Source organism: Streptomyces sp. NPDC041068, assembly GCF_040647455.1.
GTDB lineage: Bacteria > Actinomycetota > Actinomycetes > Streptomycetales > Streptomycetaceae > Streptomyces.
The window spans coordinates 234,635-254,714 of the sequence record NZ_JBEZCG010000016.1; the positions used below are offsets into that span (position 1 = coordinate 234,635).

The following is a 20,080-nucleotide window of genomic DNA, read 5'->3' on the forward strand; positions in this document are numbered from 1 at the left end:
GGGGACGGGGGCGACGGGCGGCCGCATCGTCGCCGGGCGCTACGAACTCGCCACCCTCATCGGCCAGGGCGGCATGGGCCAGGTCTGGACGGCGTACGACCAGCGTCTGGACCGCCGCGTCGCCGTGAAGCTGCTCCGCCCCGACCGGGTCGCGGGCGCCGAGGCCGAGGAGCTGCGCCGCCGCTTCGTGCGCGAGTGCCGCGTCACCGCGCAGGTCGACCATCCGGGCCTGGTCACCGTGCACGACGCGGGCAGCGAGCCCTCCCAGGACGGGGCGCTCTTCCTCGTCATGCAGTACGTCGACGGCGCGGACCTCGGCGACCATCTCGCCGAGCACGATCCCTACCCCTGGCAGTGGGCCGTGGCCGTCGCCGCCCAGCTGTGCGCGGTGCTCTCCGCGGTGCACGCCGTGCCGATCGTGCACCGCGACCTCAAGCCGCGGAACGTCATGGTCAAGCAGGACGGCACGGTCTGCGTCCTCGACCTCGGCATCGCCTCGGTCATGGACACCGACACCACCCGCCTCACCCACACCGGATCGCCGATCGGCAGCCCCGCGTACATGGCGCCCGAGCAGGCGATGGGCGGCGCGGTCGGCCCGTACACCGACCTCTACGCCCTCGGCGTGCTGATGCACGAACTCCTCAGCGGCGACGTGCCGTTCTCCGGATCCACCGCCCTCGGCGTCCTCCACCGCCACCTCTACGAACCGCCGCTCCCGGTCCGCCGCCTGCGCCCCGAGGTGCCGGAGGCCCTGGAGTCCCTCGTTCTGCGGCTGCTCGCCAAGGACCCCCAGCACCGCCACTCCAGCGCCCAGGAGGTCTACGAGGAGCTGGCACCGCTGCTGCCCGCCCGCGGTATCCCCTCGGGCCGCCCGCTCGACCCCACGCGTCCCTTCCTGCGCCCGCACGCCCCGTGGCCGGACCGCGCGGCGACGCCCGCGCCCGCCCCCGACATGCCGACGCAGCCGCCGAGTTCACCGCCCCAGCAGGACGTCGCCCGCGCCGTCGACGACGTCAAGCGGCTGCTCGGCGAGGGCCGCATCACCCAGGCCGTGGACATCCTCGGCGCGATCCTGCCGGCCGCCGCCGCCAAGCACGGCGAGCACTCGCCGGTCGTCCGCACCCTGCGCAAGCAGTACGCCGCCACGCTCATGGACGACGGCCAGTACCGCCGCGCCCTGCCCGAGCTGCGGCGCCTCGCCGACGAGCGCGCCGCCGAGTCGGGCCAGGCCGACCCGCACTCGCTCCAGTTCAGGTACGAGGCCGCGCAGTGCCTGGAGCAGCTCGGCGAACCGGCCGCGGCCCTCGCCGAATACCGCGCGCTGCTCCCTTATTACGAGAACCACTACGCGACGGACGACCGCCAGCAGCCCCTGGAGATCCGCCGCCGCATCGGCCACCTGCTGCTCGCCCTCGGCGACCGGGCCGCCGCCCACGACACCCTGGTCCGCCTCCTGCACGACGCGGAGCGGCTGCACGGCCCCGGCCATCCCTTCCCCGAGGAGATCCGGCGCACCCTGCAGTGGCTCGGACAAGTGCGCGGCTAGCGCTCGTTCGGCGGGGCCGGGGGTACCCCAACTCCCGCGAAATCGTTGGTCGAATAGGTGTCGAATGGCTGGCCGAGAAGACGGCCACTGCCTACCATCGATCACCGCAAGACTTTGTGCGCCCGCCCGTCGCCCACCACCACCCCAGGTGGAGGCGCTTGCGCGCCACAGTGATTTGCACAATCTCCAACGGGAGGCTTCCTTGCACCGCCATCGTCGCACCGCGCTCATCCTCTCCGCCGCCACGATCGCCGCGGCCCCCCTCCTCACCGCCTGCGGCAGCAAGGCGCACCCCGGTGCCGCGGCCGTCGTCGGCGGCGACCGCATCACGGTCGCGCAGCTGGAGAGCCGGGTGAACGAGGTGCGGGACGCGCAGCGGGCCGCCATCCCCGACGACGCGCAGTACTCCCAGGCCATCGCCAAGTCCGGCACCCTCACCCGCAGCACGCTGCACACGATGGTCCTGGACGAGGTCCTGCACCGCGCGGCCACCGACGCAGGGGTGAGCGTGACGCGCCGCGACATCCAGACCATGCGGGCCGGCCTGGAGCAGCAGGCGGGCGGCCGCAAGGCCCTGGAGCAGGGCTGGCTGCAGCAGTACAGCGTCGCTCCTGCCCGCCTCGACGACAGCCTGCGTACGGAGATCGAGGCGCAGAAGCTCGCGAAGAGGCTGGGCGCGGACATGAACTCCCCCCAGGGCCAGGCGCTCTTCTGGAAGGCCCTTTCCGCCGCCTCCAAGAAGCTCGACATCGACCTCAACCCGCGGTACGGCACGTGGGACGTCGACAAGAACAAGCGGGCGGACAGCAAGACGCCGTGGGTGCGCGAGGTCAGTGACTCCGGGGCGGCGGCGCAGGAGCAGCAGGCGTAGCGGGCGTCGCGGCGACCGGCGGGTGCGGCGGGGCCGGGTGACGGTGGCGGCTCTGTCGGTGGGCCGGGTGACGGTGGCGGCAATGTCAGTGCGCCGGGTTACGTTCGACAGGTGAACGACACCGAGACCACGCCCCCGGCCGACGCCACCGACCCCTCCGAGGGGGCCGTCGGTCGCGTCATCCTGCTGACCACCAGCCATCGCGTCGCGCCCGGCCTGCTGTCCTGGCCGGCCTGGCAGGCGCTGCACGGCGCGGACGAGGTGCTGTGCGCCGACGCCACGCACCCCCAGCTGCCGTATCTGCGCGAGGCGGGCGTGCGTGTCGAGCAGGCGGCCCCCACCGCCCAGGAACTGGTGGACGCCTGCGCGGGCGGGCGCACGGTACTGGTCGTCGCCACGGCCGAGGGCGACCGCGCGCTCACGGACGGGCTCGCCCGCCTCGCGGGCTCGGGCCGCGTGGCCATGCCGGACTTGGAACTCCTCCCCGCCTCGTACGACCTGCCGGGCGCCCGCCTGCTCGACCTGGTCCAGGTCATGGATCAAATCCGCGACGAGTGTCCCTGGACCTCGCAGCAGACCCACAAGGGCCTCGCGAAGTACGCGCTCGAAGAGGCGTACGAACTGGTCGAGGCGATCGAGGAGGGCGACAGGAAGGAGCTGCGCGAGGAGCTCGGCGACGTCCTGCTCCAGGTCGTCTTCCACGCGAGGATCGCCGAGGAGGGCGGCCCCGGCGACGAGGACGAGCCCTTCTCCATCGACGACGTGGCGGGCGGCATCGTCGAAAAGCTCATCCACCGCCACCCGCACGTCTTCGGGGACGACTCGGCGCAGACCCCCGAGGACGTGAAGGCGCACTGGCTGCGCACCAAGGCCGAGGAGAAGCGGCGCACGTCGGTCACGGAGGGCATCCCGCTCGGCCAGCCCGCCCTTGCCCTCGCCGCGAAGCTGGGGTCACGGGTGCGGACGGCGGGGCTTGAGGTGGCGGTGCCGACGGGGGAGGGCGTGGGATACGAACTGCTCGCCTCGGCCCTGCGGGCCGAGGCGGAGGGCGTGGACCCGGAGGCGGCACTCCGCGCGGCCGCGCGGGCCTATCGGGACGCGGTGCTTTCGGCCGAGGGCGCGGGGGCTTAGTACGGTTGCTCCCCAAGGTGGCGTGATGACCAGGGGGCTTGTGTGGAGCGGGAGTTGGAGGAGCTGGCGGACTTCGCCGCGATGGCGCTGGCGAGGTCCATGCGTGCCGAGGACTGGGACGTGCGGGAGCTGCGCTTCCGGGACTGCTTCGCCGAGGCGGGTGTGCGCGATGGGTTCGCCCGGGAGCTCGCCCGGGACCACCGCCTGCTGGTTTCGGGGGAGATGACCACCCCAGGGACGCAGCGCGTCTGGTGCGCTCGAATCCGGGGCCTGCTCCAGGCGCGTCCCCTGCTGGCCGATGCGTTCCGTGAGCTGACCGCCGAGCTCATGCCGTCGCCGCGCGCGACGGTCGGCAACACCATCTCAGGCGGCACCGTCGACAACGCGGTCATGGCGGGCTCCATCGGTTCGGTCATGATCAACAGCGGCGCGGCGCACGGCGGGGTGCCCGCGACCGACGGCTGGCCCCGTGCCGACCAGCTCCGCCGCCTCGGCCTCGGCGTGCGCCCCACCCGCAGGACCGTCGGCGCGACGGCCCTGCCTCCCTACGTCGCCAGGGACTGTGACGACGAGCTGTCCGTTCTACTGAGGCAGGCCGCGCACTACGGCGGCCTCGTCATCGTCACGGGCGGACCCTTGTCCGGAAAGACCTCGACGGCATGGGCGGTCCTGCGGGCGAGTGTGGCGGAGGACTCCCGGGTCTTCGTCGCGGGCGGCGGAACGGACCTGCGCGACCTGCCGGACCAGCTCAGGGACCGCGCCACCGGAGGCACCCACGTGGTGTGGCTCGACGACCTCGACGCTCACCTCGCGGAGCCCGGCACCCCCGGTGTCCTCGCCCGGCTCACCCATGACCGTGTTCTGGTCCTGGCGACGATGCGGGACGAGGCGTACGACCGCCACCGCTTCGGGCACCACCCCGCCGCCCGCGCCCTGAGCGTCGCCCAGACCGTCGAGGTCCCCACGGAGTGGAGCGAGGCGGAGCTGGCGCGCCTCGCGGCGGTGGAAGACGCGCGCCTCGCGGACGCGGTCCGCTGGCGCGGGGACCTCGGCATCACGCAGTTCCTCGCGCTCGGCCCCGACCTGTGGGAGGAGTGGCGCAGGGCGCGGCGCGGACGGCGGCTTGGCCACCTTCTGGTGCGCGCGGCGATCGACCTCGCCCGGCACGGGATCACCGAGGCGATGCCGCTGGAGGCCCTCATCGAGGTGGCGGACGAGTACGCGGAGCAGCCCATGGAGAGGGAGGAGACGTACACGGATGCGCTGGCGTGGGCCGCCTCACTCCGGACAGGCGCCGCCGGACTGCTCCTACCGGGAGCGGAGGAGGAGACGTGGCGGGCCTGCGGCACGCTCGTGGCGGACGCCCTGCGCGCGCCGGGCTTCCCGGCCGCCGACCAGTACGTCTGGTGGGCCATGGTCAAGGCGGCGCGGCAGCACCGCCCGGCGGAGCACGGCTCGATGCTGGCGGCGGCCAGGTCCGACCTGCGGGCGCGTGCGGAGGCGGGTGACGGCGACGTGATGCGGGCCCTGGGGGAGTTCGCCGGTAGCGCGGGGGACATCGCGGATGCCAGGCACTGGTACGGCAGGCTGGTGGACCTCGACCGGGGCAGCGCGCTGCCCGTCGGCGAGGACCTCCTGGAACTCGGCGAGTACACCGAAGCCGCCCGGTACATGGAGATGGCCGCGGCCGACGGCAGCCGCTGGGCGGCGAGCGCACTCGCCCGGCTGCACCTCGACCGCGCCGAGCACTGGCTCGCGCGCGCCGCCGAGCAGGGCGACGAGAAGGCCGCCGCCACCCTCGCTCACCTGCGGTCCGGCCCGGAGAGGAAGCCGGATACCGTCAAGGAGTGACCGAAAAGACCGTCCCGTCCGCAGCCGCGGACGACCCGGAGACCCCGCCCGAGGCCCAGGGGCCCGAGCTCTTCACCTGGGAGTTCGCCACCGACCCCTACCCCGCTTACGCCTGGCTCCGGGAGAACGAAGCCGTCAGCAAGCAGCGGCTGCCCAGCGGGGTCGAGGCCTGGCTCGTCACTCGGTACGCGGACGCCCGGCAGGCCCTCGCCGACCAGCAGCTCAGCAAGAACCCGGCCCATCACGACGAGCCCGCGCACGCGAAGAGCAAGACCGGCATCCCGGGTGAGCGCAGCGCCAACCTGATGACGCATCTGCTCAACATCGACCCGCCGGACCACACCCGCCTCCGGCGCCTCGTCTCCAAGGCGTTCACCCCGCGCCGCGTCGCCGAATTCGCACCACGGGTACAGGAGTTGACGGACGACCTCATCGACCGGTTCGTCGAGGAAGGCACCGCCGACCTCATCCACGAGTTCGCCTTCCCCCTCCCCATCTACGCCATCTGCGACCTGCTCGGCGTCCCGCGCGAGGACCAGGACGACTTCCGCGACTGGGCGGGCATGATGATCCGGCACGGCGGGGGCCCGCGGGGCGGTGTCGCGCGGTCCGTGAAGAAGATGCGCGGCTATCTCGCCGAGCTGATCCACAGGAAGCGCCTCGACCCCGGCGACGACCTCATCTCCGGCCTCATCCGCGCCTCCGACCACGGCGAGCACCTCACCGAGAACGAGGCCGCCGCGATGGCCTTCATCCTTCTCTTCGCCGGGTTCGAGACGACCGTCAACCTCATCGGCAACGGCATGTACGCCCTGCTCACCCACCCCGAGCAGCGCGAGCGGCTGCAGAAGGCGATCCAGGAGGGCGACACCGCACTCCTGGAGACCGGTGTGGAGGAACTGCTCCGCTTCGACGGGCCCGTCGAGCTCGCCACCTGGCGCTTCGCCACCGAGCCGCTCAGCATCGGTGGCCAGGACATCGCCGCGGGCGACCCCGTCCTCGTCGTGCTCGCCGCCGCCGACCGCGACCCCGCCCGCTTCGACGACCCCGACACCCTCGACCTGTCGCGCCGCGACAACCAGCACCTCGGATACGGGCACGGAATCCACTACTGCCTCGGCGCCCCGCTCGCCCGACTGGAGGGTCAGACCGCCCTCGCGACACTCCTGCGGCGCCTCCCCGATCTGCAACTCGCGGCGGATCCTGCCGATTTGCGGTGGCGTGGGGGACTGATCATGCGGGGACTGCGCACGCTGCCCGTGGAGTTCACAACCGCACAGAAAACGACGTCCGATTGACGCCGAACTGACGGGCCATCACGGATGTGACTTTTACGTGATCTCCGCTGCATCGACTTGTGACAAGCGTTCGACTGCGGCTACGTTCACGACGACTTGAGCGCCCCGGCGCCTCAAGTCGTCGCAGCAGTCTCCTGAAAGGCAACCGCATGCTCTCCGGCAATGGTCGTCACCGACGCCCCCGCCAGGCCCCGGCCCTCATCGTCGCGGCAGGAGTCACCGGATCAGCCATCGCCATCCCGCTGCTCGGCGCGACCAGCGCCAGTGCCGCCGAGACCACGACGTGGGAGAAGCTCGCCGAGTGCGAGAGCGGCGGCGCGTGGAGCGCCAATCCCGGCAACGGCTACTACGGAGGGCTCCAGCTCTCCCAGGAGACGTGGGAGCAGTACGGCGGCCTCGCGTACGCGCCGAGCGCCGACCAGGCGAGCCGCTCGCAGCAGATCGCCGTCGCCGAGCAGATCCTCGACGACCAGGGCACCGCCGCCTGGCCGAGCTGCGCCCCGATCGCGGGCCTCACTCAGGACGGCGCCGCGGCCGACGTCGACCCGGGCGCCCCGGTCACGCCGCAGCCCTCCGACACCTCCGACCCGTCCGGCTCGACCGGCTCCGGGGGCTCCGAGGACTCCAAGGACTCCAAGAACTCGGAGAAGGAGAAGGGCAAGGAGAAGGACAAGGGGAAGGACAAGGAGGAGGAGGGCTCCGGCAAGGCCGGCGGGTCGCCGGACGAGCCGTCCGACGAAGCCTCCGACTCCGCCGACCCCTCCGGCGACGCGAGCGACACGCCCGGCACGGGCGACAAGTCCCGAGACAAGAATCACGACGAGTCCGGCGACAAGGGCAGCAAGGAAGACAAGGGCGGGAAGGGCGACAAGGCCGACGGCAAGGGCGACTCCGGCAAGTCCGGCCAGAAGGACACCACTTCGCCCGAGCCCGAGGACTCGACCGAGCCCTCCGACTCTTCCGACGGCTCCAAGGACTCCGCGTCCGGCCGCCACCGCGGCGACCGCGCGGACGAGAGCCCGTCCGCCGGTGGTGAGGGTGACCGTCCCGGGCGGCACGCGTCGCGCGGCGGCGACCGCACGGACGAGGTCGCCGACGGGACGTACACGGTGCGCTCCGGGGACAGCCTCTCGGTCATCGCGCACGACCTCGACGTCGACGGCGGATGGCACGAGCTCTACAGCGAGAACAAGAAGACCGTCGGAGCCGACCCGGACCTCATCCTCCCCGGTCAGAGCCTCGATCTGGGCGAAAAGTAACGGAAGTTGACGAAGAGTCGGGCGGGGTCTTCGTGCCGAATGTCCGGTTTGGCGCGAGTGAGAGATGGGTCTCAGAAGACCTGATCGTCTTTGAAATTCGGTGGATTGCGTGGCTACGGTCGTGACCGCTCGCCACTGCGGGCCCCGCCGGTCGGTACGCCGAATCCTGCCAACGGCCGGACGGGAACAGTCGTCGCTCAAGAGCGCCGTAGGCAGGAGCGGGGGACCCAAGGTAAGTGCCGGAAACGGCTAGGGGTGAAGTCGCGCTCTAGGAAGCGCGGCCGGGCAACCACATCGGCCCGAACCCGACAGCTCACCTCGCAGGCGTCGGTGTAGGGGATCAACTCATGCTGCTTTCCGGCAAGGGCAAGCACCGTCGCCCGTCCAAGGCCACCCGTGTCGCCACGCTCGTCGGCGTCACCGGCGCGGCCGTCGCCGCCCCGCTGATGGCGGCCGGTTCGGCCAACGCCGCCACCGGTGCCGAGTGGGACGCGGTCGCCCAGTGCGAGTCCGGCGGCAACTGGGCCATCAACACCGGCAACGGCTACTACGGCGGCGTGCAGTTCTCCGCCTCCACCTGGGCCGCGTACGGCGGCACCAAGTACGCGCCCACCGCCGACAAGGCCACCAAGGCCCAGCAGATCGAGATCGCCGAGAAGGTCCTCGCGGGTCAGGGCAAGGGCGCCTGGCCGAGCTGTGGCGTCGGCCTCTCGGGCGCCGCGTACAACGGCGGCGGCTCGCAGCAGGAGACCCAGCAGCCGCAGCAGCAGACCAAGCCGCAGCCGCAGAAGACGCAGCAGCAGGCCGCTCCGCAGCAGCAGGCCCCGCAGCAGCAGGCCGCGCCGAAGCCGCAGCCGACGCCGCAGACCGAGACCAAGAAGACCGTCGAGACCCCGACCGGCAAGACGGTCAAGAAGGGCGACGGCGAGTACAAGGTCAAGACGGGCGACACCCTGTCCAAGATCGCCGAGGACCACAAGGTCAAGGGCGGCTGGCAGAAGGTCTACAAGCTCAACGGCGACATCATCGACGACGCCGACTTCATCTACCCGGGCCAGCAGCTGCACCTCAGCTAAAGGCCCCACCCCGGCCGTGCCTCGGCGGACGCACGGCCGGCCCCCGTCCCCACGGGCTCCCGGCCCCGGTGCGCGTATCCCCCGTACGCACCGGGGCCGGGCCATGTCCGCCCCCGAAATGCCGGAGCCCCCGGCCCCCCGCAGCCCGGCCCCGTGTTCGCCCCTAGCGAGCTACCAGTCAGTAGAAACGCGGCCTTCCGTCCCGTTTCCCAGGTATTTGGGCCCTTGGCCGTCCCACGGGACGGGCGGTCGGCTGGCCGAAGCTCCGGAGCCCGTTAGGCTCAGGAGACGCAGGGCCGAAGCGGCCTGCGTCATCGCGTATTCGCGTCACACTCCCAGAAGGAGATGCTCGTGCCGTCCATCGACGTCGTCGTAGCCCGGGAAATCCTGGACTCCCGAGGCAACCCCACGGTCGAGGTCGAGGTCGGCCTCGACGACGGCAGCACGGGTCGTGCCGCCGTTCCGTCCGGTGCCTCCACCGGTGCCTTCGAGGCCATCGAGCTCCGCGACGGTGACCCGAACCGTTACCAGGGCAAGGGTGTCGAGAAGGCCGTCCTCGCCGTCATCGAGCAGATCGGCCCGGAGCTCGTCGGCTACGACGCCACCGAGCAGCGTCTGATCGACCAGGCCATGTTCGACCTGGACGCCACCGACAACAAGGGCTCGCTCGGCGCCAACGCCATCCTCGGCGTCTCGCTCGCCGTCGCGCACGCCGCCTCCGAGGCCAGCGACCTGCCGCTGTTCCGCTACCTCGGCGGCCCGAACGCGCACCTGCTGCCCGTCCCGATGATGAACATCCTGAACGGTGGGTCGCACGCCGACTCCAACGTCGACATCCAGGAGTTCATGATCGCCCCGATCGGCGCGGAGTCCTTCTCCGAGGCCCTGCGCTGGGGCACCGAGGTCTACCACACCCTCAAGAAGGTCCTGAAGGACAAGGGTCTGTCGACCGGCCTCGGCGACGAGGGCGGCTTCGCCCCGAACCTGGACTCCAACCGCGCCGCCCTCGACCTCATCCTCGAGGCCATCAAGCAGGCCGGTTACGTCCCCGGCGAGCAGATCGCGCTCGCCCTCGACGTCGCCGCGTCCGAGTTCTACAAGGACGGCAAGTACCAGTTCGAGGGCAAGGAGCGCTCGGCCGCCGAGATGACCGAGTACTACGAGGAGCTCGTCGCCTCGTACCCGCTCGTCTCCATCGAGGACCCGCTGTTCGAGGACGACTGGGCCGGCTGGAACGTCATCACCGAGAAGCTCGGCGACAAGGTGCAGCTGGTGGGCGACGACCTGTTCGTCACCAACCCGGAGCGCCTGGCCCGCGGCATCGAGGAGAACTCGGCCAACGCCCTGCTCGTCAAGGTCAACCAGATCGGTTCGCTGACCGAGACCCTGGACGCCGTCGAGATGGCCCAGCGCAACGGCTTCAAGTGCATGATGTCCCACCGCTCCGGCGAGACCGAGGACGTCACCATCGCCGACCTGGCCGTCGCCACCAACTGCGGCCAGATCAAGACCGGCGCCCCGGCCCGCTCCGAGCGCGTCGCCAAGTACAACCAGCTCCTGCGCATCGAGGAGATCCTCGACGACGCCGCGGTCTACGCCGGCCGCAGCGCCTTCCCGCGCTTCAAGGGCTGATCAAGCGCGAGGCCCGGTCGTGACGCCGGGTTACCTACGTCCCCGCACGCGGTCCCGTACCGTGTGCGGGGACGTAGGTACGTTGAGGCGCCGGCGCGCTGCACTGGGGAGGCGGAACCATGGCCAAGGCCGGGACCAAGGACCGGTTCTCCACGGCGACCCGCCTCAAGCTGCTCGGCGAGCAGACCGCCGAGCGGGTCTACCGCTCGCAGACCAAGCGCCAGGCCCGCCGCTCCCGGCTCACCGGGCGCGCGGCCCTCCTCGCGCTCGTGCTCTGCTCCCTCGTCGTCGCGCTCGCGTACCCGATAAGGCAGTACGTCTCGCAGCGCGCCGAGATCGACGACCTGCGCCGGCAGAAGGCCGAGCGCCAGGAGGACGTCGAGAAGCTGCGCGACGAGAAGGCCCGCTGGCAGGACGACGCGTACGCGGAGCAGCGCATCCGGGACCGGCTGCACTACGTGATGCCGGGCGAGACCGGATTCACGGTGATCGACCCCGCGGCGGCGAAGAGCCGGCGCACGGACCAGGGGGCGGCCACACGCCCTTGGTACTCGAACGTCTGGGACGGCGTCGACAAGGCCGACCGCCCCGACGACTGACCCACGGACATGGAAAGACAGGCATGGAAACGCCCCCGCCGAGCACCCCGCGCACCGAGCCCACCGACGCCGACGTCGAGGCCTTCAAGCAGCAGCTCGGCCGCCCGCCGCGCGGCCTGCGGGCCATCGCGCACCGCTGCCCCTGCGGACAGCCGGACGTCGTCGAGACGGCGCCGCGCCTCCCGGACGGGACGCCCTTCCCGACGACGTACTACCTGACGTGCCCGAGGGCGGCCTCCGCGATCGGCACGCTGGAAGCCAACGGCGTCATGAAGGAGATGTCGGAGCGCCTCAAGACGGACCCCGAGCTCGCCGCCGCCTACCGCAAGGCCCACGAGGACTACATCGCGCGCCGCGACGAGATCGAGGTCCTGGAGGGCTTCCCGAGCGCGGGCGGCATGCCGGACCGCGTGAAGTGCCTGCACGTCCTGGTCGGCCACTCGCTGGCCGCGGGCCCCGGCGTGAACCCGCTGGGCGACGAGGCCATCGCGATGCTGCCCGAGTGGTGGGCCAAGGGGGCGTGCGTCACGCCGTGCGCCACCGAGGGCGCCGAGTGACCCGCGTCGCCGCCATCGACTGCGGCACGAACTCGATCCGCCTCCTGGTGGCGGACGCGGACCCGCTGACCGGTGAACTGGTCGACCTGGACCGGCGGATGACGGTCGTGCGGCTCGGCCAGGGCGTGGACAAGACGGGCCGCCTCGCCCAGGAGGCGCTTGACCGCACCTTCGCCGCCTGCCGCGAGTACGCCGCCGTCATCAAGGAGCACGGCGCCGAGAGGGTCCGCTTCGTGGCGACCTCCGCGTCCCGCGACGCCGAGAACCGCGAGGACTTCGTCCGCGGCGTCCTGGAGATCCTGGGCGTCGAGCCCGAGGTCATCTCCGGCGACCAGGAGGCGGAGTTCTCCTTCACGGGCGCGACCAAGGAGCTGACAGGCCGAGACGACCTCGCCAAGCCCTACCTGGTCGTGGACATCGGCGGCGGCTCCACCGAGTTCGTGGTCGGCACGGACCATGTGCGGGCGGCCCGCTCCGTCGACGTCGGCTGTGTCCGCATGACCGAGCGCCACCTCGTACGCGACGGGGCCGTCACCGATCCGCCGGCCCGGGAGCAGCTCGACGCGGTCCGCGCCGACATCGAGGCCGCCCTGGACCTGGCCGAGGAGACGGTGCCGCTCAAGGAGGCCCGTACGCTCGTCGGCCTCGCGGGCTCCGTGACCACCATCGCCGCGATCGCGCTGGGCCTTGAGACCTACGACTGGCAGGTCATCCACCACTCCCGCATCTCGTACGAGCAGGTCAGCGAGATCGTGAACGGCCTCGCGCACGCCACGCACGACGAGCGCGCGGCGATCCCGGTGATGCACCCGGGCCGCGTCGACGTCATCGCGGCGGGCGGGCTCGTCCTGCTCGCGATCATGGAGCGCGTCGGTGCCCGCGAGGTCGTCGTGAGCGAGCACGACATCCTGGACGGGATCGGCTGGTCCATCGCCTGAGAAGGTGTCCCGAGGGGGCCGAAAGGCCTCCCGGCGACACGGCGTCGGAAAAGTTCGTGAAGTTCTTCACAAGGAATTCGGCCCTGATGGGCGAGGTTTGAGGGCTCTGGACCCCCGAAAGGGGGGTCCGGGGGCTCTTTCCTCTGTGACCGGGATGCTTCGGGCGCGTGGCCGGAGTGTGTCGCGGCCCGGTGGTCCACTCCCCGCGAGGCCCCAGAGCGGCAGCTCACAAGGGGTGAGCAACGACTCGCGTTACACCGTGGTTCCCGTGCGACGCCATGACCTCCGTCACGTGGGCGGCGAAGTGTAGCAGAGCCCCTCTCCATCCTTGTGAAGGGGCGCACGAGCGACCCCCGGCGGGCAGGTGGATACTCGATGGCATGAGCACCACGGAGCGTCCCAGGATCCTCGTAGTAGGCGGTGGGTACGTAGGCCTGTACGCAGCTCGGCGCATCCTCAAGAAGATGCGCTACGGCGAGGCGACCGTCACGGTCGTCGACCCCCGGTCGTACATGACTTACCAGCCCTTCCTCCCCGAAGCCGCCGCCGGCAGCATCTCGCCTCGGCACGTCGTCGTCCCGCTGCGACGCGTTCTGCCGAAGGCCGAGGTTCTCACCGGCCGGGTCACCACCATCGACCAGGACCGCAAGGTCGCCACGATCGCCCCCCTCGTGGGTGAGGCGTACGAGCTGCCTTTCGACTACCTCGTCATCGCGATGGGCGCGGTCTCCCGCACCTTCCCGATCCCCGGCCTCGCCGAGCAGGGCATCGGCATGAAGGGCATCGAGGAGGCCATCGGCCTGCGCAACCACGTCCTCGAGCAGCTCGACAAGGCTGACTCCACGACCGACGAGGAGGTCCGCCGCAAGGCGCTGACCTTCGTCTTCGTCGGCGGTGGCTTCGCGGGTGCGGAGACCATCGGCGAGGTCGAGGACATGGCCCGCGACGCGGCCAAGTACTACAACAACGTGAAGCGCGAGGACATGCGCTTCGTGCTCGTCGACGCCGCGGACAAGATCCTCCCCGAGGTCGGTCCCAAGCTCGGCCAGTACGGCAAGGAGCACCTGGAGGGCCGCGGGGTCGAGGTCTACCTCTCGACGTCGATGGACTCCTGCGTGGACGGCCACGTCGTCCTCAAGAACGGCCTCGAGGTCGACTCCAACACGATCGTGTGGACCGCGGGCGTCAAGCCGAACCCGGCGCTCTCGCGCTTCGGTCTGCCGCTCGGCCCGCGCGGCCACGTCGACACCCAGGCGACCCTCCAGGTCCAGGGCACCGACTACATCTGGGCCGCGGGCGACAACGCCCAGGTCCCGGACCTCGTCGGCCGCAAGGCCGGCAACGAGAACGCCTGGTGCCCGCCGAACGCCCAGCACGCGCTGCGTCAGTCGAAGGTCCTCGGCGACAACGTGATCTCCGGCATGCGGGGCTTCCCGCAGAAGGAGTACAGCCACGCCAACAAGGGTGCGGTCGCCGGTCTCGGCCTGCACAAGGGCGTCGCGATGATCGTCATGGGCAAGATGAAGATCAAGCTCAAGGGCCGTCTCGCCTGGTACATGCACCGCGCGTACCACGGCATGGCGATGCCGACGTTCAACCGCAAGATCCGCGTCTTCGCGGACTGGACGCTCGGCATGTTCCTCAAGCGCGAGGTCGTCTCCCTGGGCGCCCTCGAAGCCCCGCGCGAGGAGTTCTACGAGGCCGCCAAGCCGGCCCCGAAGCCGCCGGTCGCCGCCGAGCCGTCGCCCGCGGTGAAGGCCGAGGAGAAGGCCAAGGCCTCCTGACCTCGCGTCACTGATCCACCCCGAAGGGGGCCGTCCGCCATCCGTGGTGCGGGCGGCCCCCTTCGGCGTACCCGGAAGCAGGTAGGTGCCCCCGGCATCTATTTTGCCGATCCGTGACGCGGCAACGGGACTGCGCGCGCGGTTCTTTGGTGTTTACGTGGTGTTGGACCGTTCCAGGATGATTCCCCGAGCTCTCGACTCCGTTCGAGCAGGGGAGACCCCATTCGGAGGTGTGCGCCATGCAGGACGCCGCACAGCGGCTGAAGAACCTTGCCGAGCAGCTCATGGGAGCCCCGCTGCCGGTACGTATCCGGGCCTGGGACCGGTCGGAGGCGGGGCCGCCCGGTGCGCCCGTCCTCGTGGTGCGCAACCGCCGCGCACTGCGCCACCTCCTGTGGAAGCCGGGTGAACTGGGCCTGGCGCGCGCCTGGGTGGCCGGCGACCTGGATGTCGACGGGGATCTCTACGAGGTCCTCGACAAGATGGCGGAGTTCATCTGGGAGCGAGGCCCGCGGCAGGAAGGGGACGCCAGGGACCTGCGACAGTCCCTGCGCGATCCGAAGGTCCGCGCCGCCGCCCGCTCGCTGTTCGCCCTCTCCGCGCCGTTCCTGCCGCCGTCCCCGCCGCCGGAGGAGATGCGCAGACACGGCCGCCTCCACCTGCACACCAAGGGCAGCGACCGGCAGGCCATCAGCCACCACTACGACGTCGGCAACGACTTCTACGAGCTGGTGCTCGGCCCCTCGATGGTCTACTCGTGCGCCTACTGGGACTCGCCCGATGCCGCCCTGGAGGGCGCCCAGCGCGACAAGCTCGAACTCGTCTCCCGCAAGCTCGCGTTGAAGCCCGGCATGCGCCTGCTCGACGTCGGCTGCGGCTGGGGCTCGATGGCGATCCACGCGGCGCGCGAGCACGGCGTGAGCGTCGTCGGCGTCACCCTCTCCCAGGAGCAGGCCGCCTACGCCAGGAAGCGGATCGCCGATGAGGGCCTCACGGACCGGATCGAGATCCGCGTCCAGGACTATCGCGACGTACGCGACGGACCGTACGACGCCATCAGCTCCATCGGGATGGCCGAACACGTCGGCTCCGAGCGCTACTTGGAGTACGCGAACGATCTGTACGCCCTGCTCAAGCCCGGCGGGCGGCTGCTCAACCACCAGATCGCGCGGCGCCCGCAGGCCGACGAATCGGCGTACACGGTCGACGAGTTCATCGACGCGTACGTCTTCCCCGATGGCGAGCTCGCGCCCGTGGGAACCACCGTCGACCTCCTGGAGCGTGCCGGGTTCGAGGTGCGCGACCTGGAGTCCATACGGGAGCACTACGCCCTCACGCTGCGCCGCTGGGTCGCGAACCTGGAGGCGAACTGGGACGAGGGGCAGCGGCTCACCTCGCCCGGCCGCGCCCGCGTCTGGCGGCTCTACATGGCGGCCTCCGCGCTGGCCTTCGAACGCAACCGCATCGGCGTCAACCAGGTCCTCGCCGTGAAGACCCCGGAGAGCGGCGAGTCGGGGATGCCGCTGAGGGCCAGGGACTGGCGCGCATAGCCGTACGTGTACGCGAAAGGGGCCCCGGACGGCGATCCGTCCGGGGCCCCTTCCTCGTACCCCTACTCGCTCTTGATGGCCTGCAGCGGGTTCAGCCGCGCGGCGCTCCGCGCCGGCCACACCGCCGCGAGGACGCCGACCAGGGCCGCGATGCCGAGGAAGATCGCGATACGGCCGACCGGGATCTCCATCGCGTACGTCGAGACCGTGTTGGCGATGGAGCCGCCCGCGATCCAGCCGAGGAACAGGCCCAGGCCGATGCCGAGCACCGCGCCGAACAGCGAGATGATCACCGCTTCGAGGCGCACCATCTGCTTGACCTTCGCGCGGTCCAGGCCGATCGCCCGCAGCATGCCGATCTCGTGCTTCCGCTCGAAGACCGACATCGCCAGGGTGTTGATGACGCCGAGCACCGCGATCAGGATGGCCATCGCCAGGAGGCCGTACAGCATGTTCAGCAGCATGTTGATGGCGCCGCCGACCTGGTTGCTGATCGCGTCCTTGTCCTGGATGGTGATCGCCGGGTTGTCGCCGAGGGCCTTGACGATGGAGTCCTCGGCGGTGTCGGACGCGCCGTCCTTCATCTTCACCAGGACCTGCTTGTCGACGACCTTGTCGAGGTGCGGGTCGACGACGGAGGTGGCGGCGAAGACGCCGCTGAGCATCTCGTTGCCCTCGTAGACGCCGCCGACCTTCAGCTGGACCGTCTTGTTGTCGTCCTCGAACTTCACCGGGACGGTGTCGCCCGTCTTCAGGCCCTTGTCCTTGGCCATCTCACGGTCGATGAGCACCGAGTCGCCGCCCAGGCCCTCGATCGAGCCGTTGTCGAAGTCGAGACCGATCAGCTTGTCGATGGCCTTGGGGTCGACGCCGGAGATGGTGGTGAACGAACCGTCCGCCTCGCCGTAGGCGCTGCGCATCGGGCTGCTCGCCTCGACGCCCGGGAGCGCGGCCAGCTTCTCGCGGACCTCGGGGGTCAGCGGCTGGAAGTTCGCCATGGAGACCGAGTAGTCGGCCTTCAGGGAACCCGCGGCCATCTTGTTGATGGCCGTGCTCATGGACGTCGCGACGACCGTCATCGCCGTGATGAGGGTCAGGCCGATCATCAGGGCAGCGGCGGTGGAGGCGGTACGGCGCGGGTTGCGCACCGAGTTGAGGCGGGACAGCTTGCCGGTGACGCCGAACGGCTTCAGGAGCGGGGCCGAGGCGGCGATGAACGGGCGGGACAGGAGCGGCGTGAGGACGATGACGCCGACGAGCACGACGCCCGCGCCGCCGGACTTCACGTAGTTGTCCTCCATGAAGAGCATGAGCACGCCGAGGGCGACGATGATCGAGCCGATGGTGTTGCGGACGATCAGGCCGCGCGTGGTCGGCGTCGCGTGCACGCTGTTCATCGCGGCGACCGGGGGGATCCGAGCGGCGCGGCGGCCCGGCAGCCAGGCGGCCAGCATGGTCACGACCACGCCGATCAGGAGTGCGACCACGATGGTCGTCGGGGCGATGACCAGCGGCCCGTCGGGCAGCGAGGCACCCGCGGAGTTCATCAGGGACTCCAGGCCCACGGCCACGCCGATGCCGAGCGCGAAGCCCGTGACGGCGGCGACCAGGCCGACGAGGAACGCCTCGATGAGCACCGAGCGCGTCACCTGGCGGCGCGATGCGCCCACGGCCCGCATGAGCGCGAGCTCCTTGGTGCGCTGGGCGACCAGCATGGTGAAGGTGTTGGCGATGATGAAGATGCCGACGAAGAGCGCGATGCCGGCGAAGATCAGCAGGACCTGGCTCATGGAGCTGGTCTGCTGCTCGATCATCCGGTCCTGGTCGTCGGAGAGCTGGGAGCCGGTGACGGCGTCCGTGTCCTTCGGCAGGATCTTGTCGACCGAGTCCTTGAGCGCCGACTCGGAGGTGCCGGCGGCGGCCTTCACGTCGATCTCGTCGTACTCGGTCTTGTTCAGCGCCTTCAGCGCGGTCTTGTTGTCCAGGACCACCAGGCTGCCGCCCGCGACGACATTGCCGTCGGAGGTGTCGAAGACGCCGCTGACCTTGGCTTCCTTCACCGGTCCGTCGGTGGAGTAGCGGACGGTGTCGCCGACCTTGAAGCCGGTGCGCCCGGCGGTGCGCGAGTCCAGGGCGATCTCACCGGCGGACTTCGGGGCGGCGCCCTCGGCGAAGTCGTAGCGCGGGTCCTTGCCGTCCTTGCCCGGGTAGTAGTTGGCGCCGGTGGTGCCCCACTCGCCGCCCACCAGCTTGCCGTCCTTGTCGGCGAGCGCGGTGAAGCCGGAGACGGACCCGATGGCGGAGTCGGCGCCGGGCAGGCCCTCGGCCTTCTTCAGGAGGCCGTCGGTGAGGCGGCCGGGCTGCTTGGTCTCGCCGTCGCCGGAGGAGGAGCCGCCGTCGGACTGGATGGCGACGGAGACGTGGTCGAAGCTCTTCGCCGACTTGTTCTTGTAGGCGTTGCCGAAGGTGTCGGTGAAGACCAGGGTGCCGGAGACGAACGCGACGCCGAGCATGACGGCGAGCACGGTCATCAACAGCCTGGCCTTGTGCGCGAGCACGTTGCGCAGGGCGGTACGGAACATGGGTGTGAGTCCTGGTGGAAGATCGGGCCGGAGCTGGCGCGCCCCGAAGGGGCGCGGGGAACTGCGCGACCAGCCACTGACGGCCCGCAGTAGAAGAACGAAGCGGCAGAGCGGTTAGCTCGTCCGCCCCTTGGCATCGAAGTGCTTCATGCGGTCCAGCACGCCATCCGCCGTAGGCCGGTGCATCTCGTCCACGACCCGCCCGTCCGCAAGGAAGATCACGCGATCCGCGTACGACGCGGCCACCGGGTCGTGGGTGACCATCACGACGGTCTGCCCGAGGTCCCGCACGGAGTTGCGCAGGAAGCCGAGGACCTCCGCGCCGGAGCGCGAGTCCAGGTTTCCGGTCGGCTCGTCACCGAAGATGATCTCCGGCTGGGAGGCGAGCGCACGGGCCACAGCCACGCGCTGCTGCTGGCCGCCGGAGAGCTCGGTGGGCCGGTGGCTGAGCCGCCCCGAGAGGCCGACCATCTCGATGACCTGCTCCAGCCACTGCTTGTTCGGCTTGCGGCCCGCGATGTCCATCGGCAGCGTGATGTTCTCCAGTGCCGTCAGGATCGGCAGCAGGTTGAACGCCTGGAAGATGAAGCCGATCTTGTCCCGGCGGAGCTTGGTGAGCTGCTTGTCCTTGAGCGTGGACAGCTCGGTCTCGCCGATCCGCACGGATCCCGAGCTGAAGCTGTCCAGGCCCGCGACGCAGTGCATCAGCGTCGACTTGCCGGAGCCCGAGGGGCCCATGATCGCGGTGAACTCGCCCTGCCCGAAGTCGACGGAGACGCGGTCCAGGGCGACCACCTGGGTCTCGCCCTGTCCGTACACCTTGGAGAGATCCGTGGCACGCGCGGCCACGGCGGTGGCGCGGGCGGCGAAGGGGGTGGTGGTCACGGGACGGTGCTCCTGTCGGGACGACGAGTGGGGACGTACTCCATCGTCCTGGCCGATCAGCGTCCTGGAGTCAGCCGCTGTTCCGGTTCCGGGGGCCCTCTCGAGTCGGACCCGGGGGTCGGTTGTCATACCTGGGGATGACGTCCGTCCCCGAGGGGAGAGGGCCGGAGGGCGGGAACGTACGGGCGGCTAAATTCCGTCATTCCGTACGGAGACACTCACGACGGGACCGGAGGGGGGAAAGGCCTCCGGCAAGTACCGATGGACCGTACCTGCGGCTGATGCACCCTCAGACGTCAATAAAATAAGACAACATCGGGAAGTCCTTCCGCTGTTCGGGGGATGCCTCCCGATAGGGTCGAATCCTCGACGCGGAGCCCATGGCCTGCCCGGATGGTGGAATGCAGACACGGCGAGCTTAAACCTCGCTGCCCCTCGGGGGCGTGCCGGTTCGAGTCCGGCTCCGGGCACCTCCGCTGCTCCTCCGCCGCCCTCTCGTGTGCGGCCCCTCTCTCTTC

Annotated in this window: 15 protein-coding genes, 1 tRNA gene and 1 riboswitch; of the genes, 14 read left to right on the forward strand and 2 right to left on the reverse strand. The window is 70.6% G+C overall.

The window, feature by feature from the left end; translation table 11 throughout:
• The first annotated feature begins 25 nt into the window (after positions 1-25).
• The 13 genes from AB0B50_RS33170 to AB0B50_RS33230 all read left to right on the forward strand — a co-directional run bounded on the left by AB0B50_RS33170 (position 26) and on the right by AB0B50_RS33230 (position 16,095).
• Positions 26-1,549, forward strand: a complete 1,524-nt coding sequence (locus AB0B50_RS33170; RefSeq protein ID WP_362339544.1) for a serine/threonine-protein kinase — start codon at positions 26-28, stop codon at positions 1,547-1,549.
• Positions 1,550-1,751: 202 nt separating this feature from the next.
• A complete protein-coding gene (locus tag AB0B50_RS33175; RefSeq protein ID WP_362339511.1) occupies positions 1,752-2,420 on the forward strand; it encodes a SurA N-terminal domain-containing protein in 669 nt (222 codons plus the stop codon).
• Between the two features lie 111 nt (positions 2,421-2,531).
• Positions 2,532-3,551 (forward strand): nucleoside triphosphate pyrophosphohydrolase, encoded by a 1,020-nt coding sequence (locus tag AB0B50_RS33180; protein WP_362339512.1) that lies wholly within the window; start codon positions 2,532-2,534, stop codon positions 3,549-3,551.
• 42 nt (positions 3,552-3,593) lie between these two features.
• Entirely contained in the window at positions 3,594-5,402 is a 1,809-nt protein-coding gene (locus tag AB0B50_RS33185; protein WP_362339513.1) for a hypothetical protein, read from the forward strand.
• Positions 5,399-6,700, forward strand: a complete 1,302-nt coding sequence (locus tag AB0B50_RS33190) for a cytochrome P450 (RefSeq protein ID WP_362339514.1) — start codon at positions 5,399-5,401, stop codon at positions 6,698-6,700. Before AB0B50_RS33185 ends, AB0B50_RS33190 begins: the two co-directional genes overlap by 4 nt.
• Before the next feature lie 149 nt (positions 6,701-6,849).
• Positions 6,850-7,959, forward strand: a complete 1,110-nt coding sequence (locus AB0B50_RS33195) for a transglycosylase family protein (RefSeq protein ID WP_362339515.1) — start codon at positions 6,850-6,852, stop codon at positions 7,957-7,959.
• A gap of 194 nt (positions 7,960-8,153) precedes the next feature.
• Positions 8,154-8,302: riboswitch (cyclic di-AMP (ydaO/yuaA leader) on the forward strand.
• 4 nt (positions 8,303-8,306) lie between these two features.
• Positions 8,307-9,035, forward strand: coding sequence for a transglycosylase family protein (locus tag AB0B50_RS33200; RefSeq protein WP_362339516.1), 729 nt, complete (start codon positions 8,307-8,309; stop codon positions 9,033-9,035).
• Between the two features lie 345 nt (positions 9,036-9,380).
• Positions 9,381-10,667 carry a phosphopyruvate hydratase gene (eno, locus tag AB0B50_RS33205; protein ID WP_306338692.1) on the forward strand — a complete coding sequence of 429 codons (1,287 nt, stop codon included), beginning with the start codon at positions 9,381-9,383 and terminating at the stop codon, positions 10,665-10,667.
• 119 nt (positions 10,668-10,786) lie between these two features.
• On the forward strand, positions 10,787-11,266 hold the full coding sequence (locus AB0B50_RS33210) for a septum formation initiator family protein (RefSeq protein ID WP_362339517.1): 480 nt from the start codon (positions 10,787-10,789) through the stop codon (positions 11,264-11,266).
• Between the two features lie 23 nt (positions 11,267-11,289).
• On the forward strand, positions 11,290-11,823 hold the full coding sequence (locus AB0B50_RS33215) for a DUF501 domain-containing protein (RefSeq protein ID WP_362339518.1): 534 nt from the start codon (positions 11,290-11,292) through the stop codon (positions 11,821-11,823).
• A complete protein-coding gene (locus AB0B50_RS33220; protein WP_362339519.1) occupies positions 11,820-12,761 on the forward strand; it encodes a Ppx/GppA phosphatase family protein in 942 nt (313 codons plus the stop codon). The genes AB0B50_RS33215 and AB0B50_RS33220 overlap by 4 nt, the downstream gene beginning before the upstream one ends.
• A 380-nt stretch (positions 12,762-13,141) precedes the next feature.
• Entirely contained in the window at positions 13,142-14,545 is a 1,404-nt protein-coding gene (locus tag AB0B50_RS33225; protein ID WP_362339520.1) for an NAD(P)/FAD-dependent oxidoreductase, read from the forward strand.
• 239 nt (positions 14,546-14,784) lie between these two features.
• Positions 14,785-16,095, forward strand: a complete 1,311-nt coding sequence (locus tag AB0B50_RS33230) for a cyclopropane-fatty-acyl-phospholipid synthase family protein (protein WP_362339521.1) — start codon at positions 14,785-14,787, stop codon at positions 16,093-16,095.
• Between the two features lie 62 nt (positions 16,096-16,157).
• On the opposite strand, the gene AB0B50_RS33235 is transcribed toward AB0B50_RS33230, so the two are convergent.
• Both AB0B50_RS33235 and AB0B50_RS33240 read right to left on the reverse strand, forming a co-directional pair.
• Positions 16,158-18,677: an FtsX-like permease family protein gene (locus AB0B50_RS33235; RefSeq protein ID WP_362339522.1), complete on the reverse strand. Its 2,520-nt coding sequence runs from the start codon at positions 18,675-18,677 to the stop codon at positions 16,158-16,160.
• A 114-nt stretch (positions 18,678-18,791) separates the two neighbouring features.
• Positions 18,792-19,562, reverse strand: a complete 771-nt coding sequence (locus tag AB0B50_RS33240; RefSeq protein ID WP_362339523.1) for an ABC transporter ATP-binding protein — start codon at positions 19,560-19,562, stop codon at positions 18,792-18,794.
• 387 nt (positions 19,563-19,949) lie between these two features.
• Here AB0B50_RS33240 and AB0B50_RS33245 point away from each other — a divergent pair.
• Positions 19,950-20,032, forward strand: a tRNA-Leu gene (locus AB0B50_RS33245).
• The last annotated feature ends 48 nt before the right edge of the window (positions 20,033-20,080 follow it).

What these genes read in the sequence shown, in the direction of transcription:
- AB0B50_RS33215 (WP_362339518.1), top strand. Translation starts at nt 11,290, where the DNA reads ATGGAAACGCCCCCGCCGAGCACCCCGCGCACCGAGCCCACCGACGCC.
- AB0B50_RS33200 (WP_362339516.1), top strand. Translation starts at nt 8,307, where the DNA reads ATGCTGCTTTCCGGCAAGGGCAAGCACCGTCGCCCGTCCAAGGCCACC.
- AB0B50_RS33195 (WP_362339515.1), top strand. Translation starts at nt 6,850, where the DNA reads ATGCTCTCCGGCAATGGTCGTCACCGACGCCCCCGCCAGGCCCCGGCC.
- eno (WP_306338692.1), top strand. Translation starts at nt 9,381, where the DNA reads ATGCTCGTGCCGTCCATCGACGTCGTCGTAGCCCGGGAAATCCTGGAC.
- AB0B50_RS33235 (WP_362339522.1), bottom strand. Translation starts at nt 18,677, where the DNA reads ATGTTCCGTACCGCCCTGCGCAACGTGCTCGCGCACAAGGCCAGGCTG.
- AB0B50_RS33230 (WP_362339521.1), top strand. Translation starts at nt 14,785, where the DNA reads ATGCAGGACGCCGCACAGCGGCTGAAGAACCTTGCCGAGCAGCTCATG.
- AB0B50_RS33210 (WP_362339517.1), top strand. Translation starts at nt 10,787, where the DNA reads ATGGCCAAGGCCGGGACCAAGGACCGGTTCTCCACGGCGACCCGCCTC.
- AB0B50_RS33225 (WP_362339520.1), top strand. Translation starts at nt 13,142, where the DNA reads ATGAGCACCACGGAGCGTCCCAGGATCCTCGTAGTAGGCGGTGGGTAC.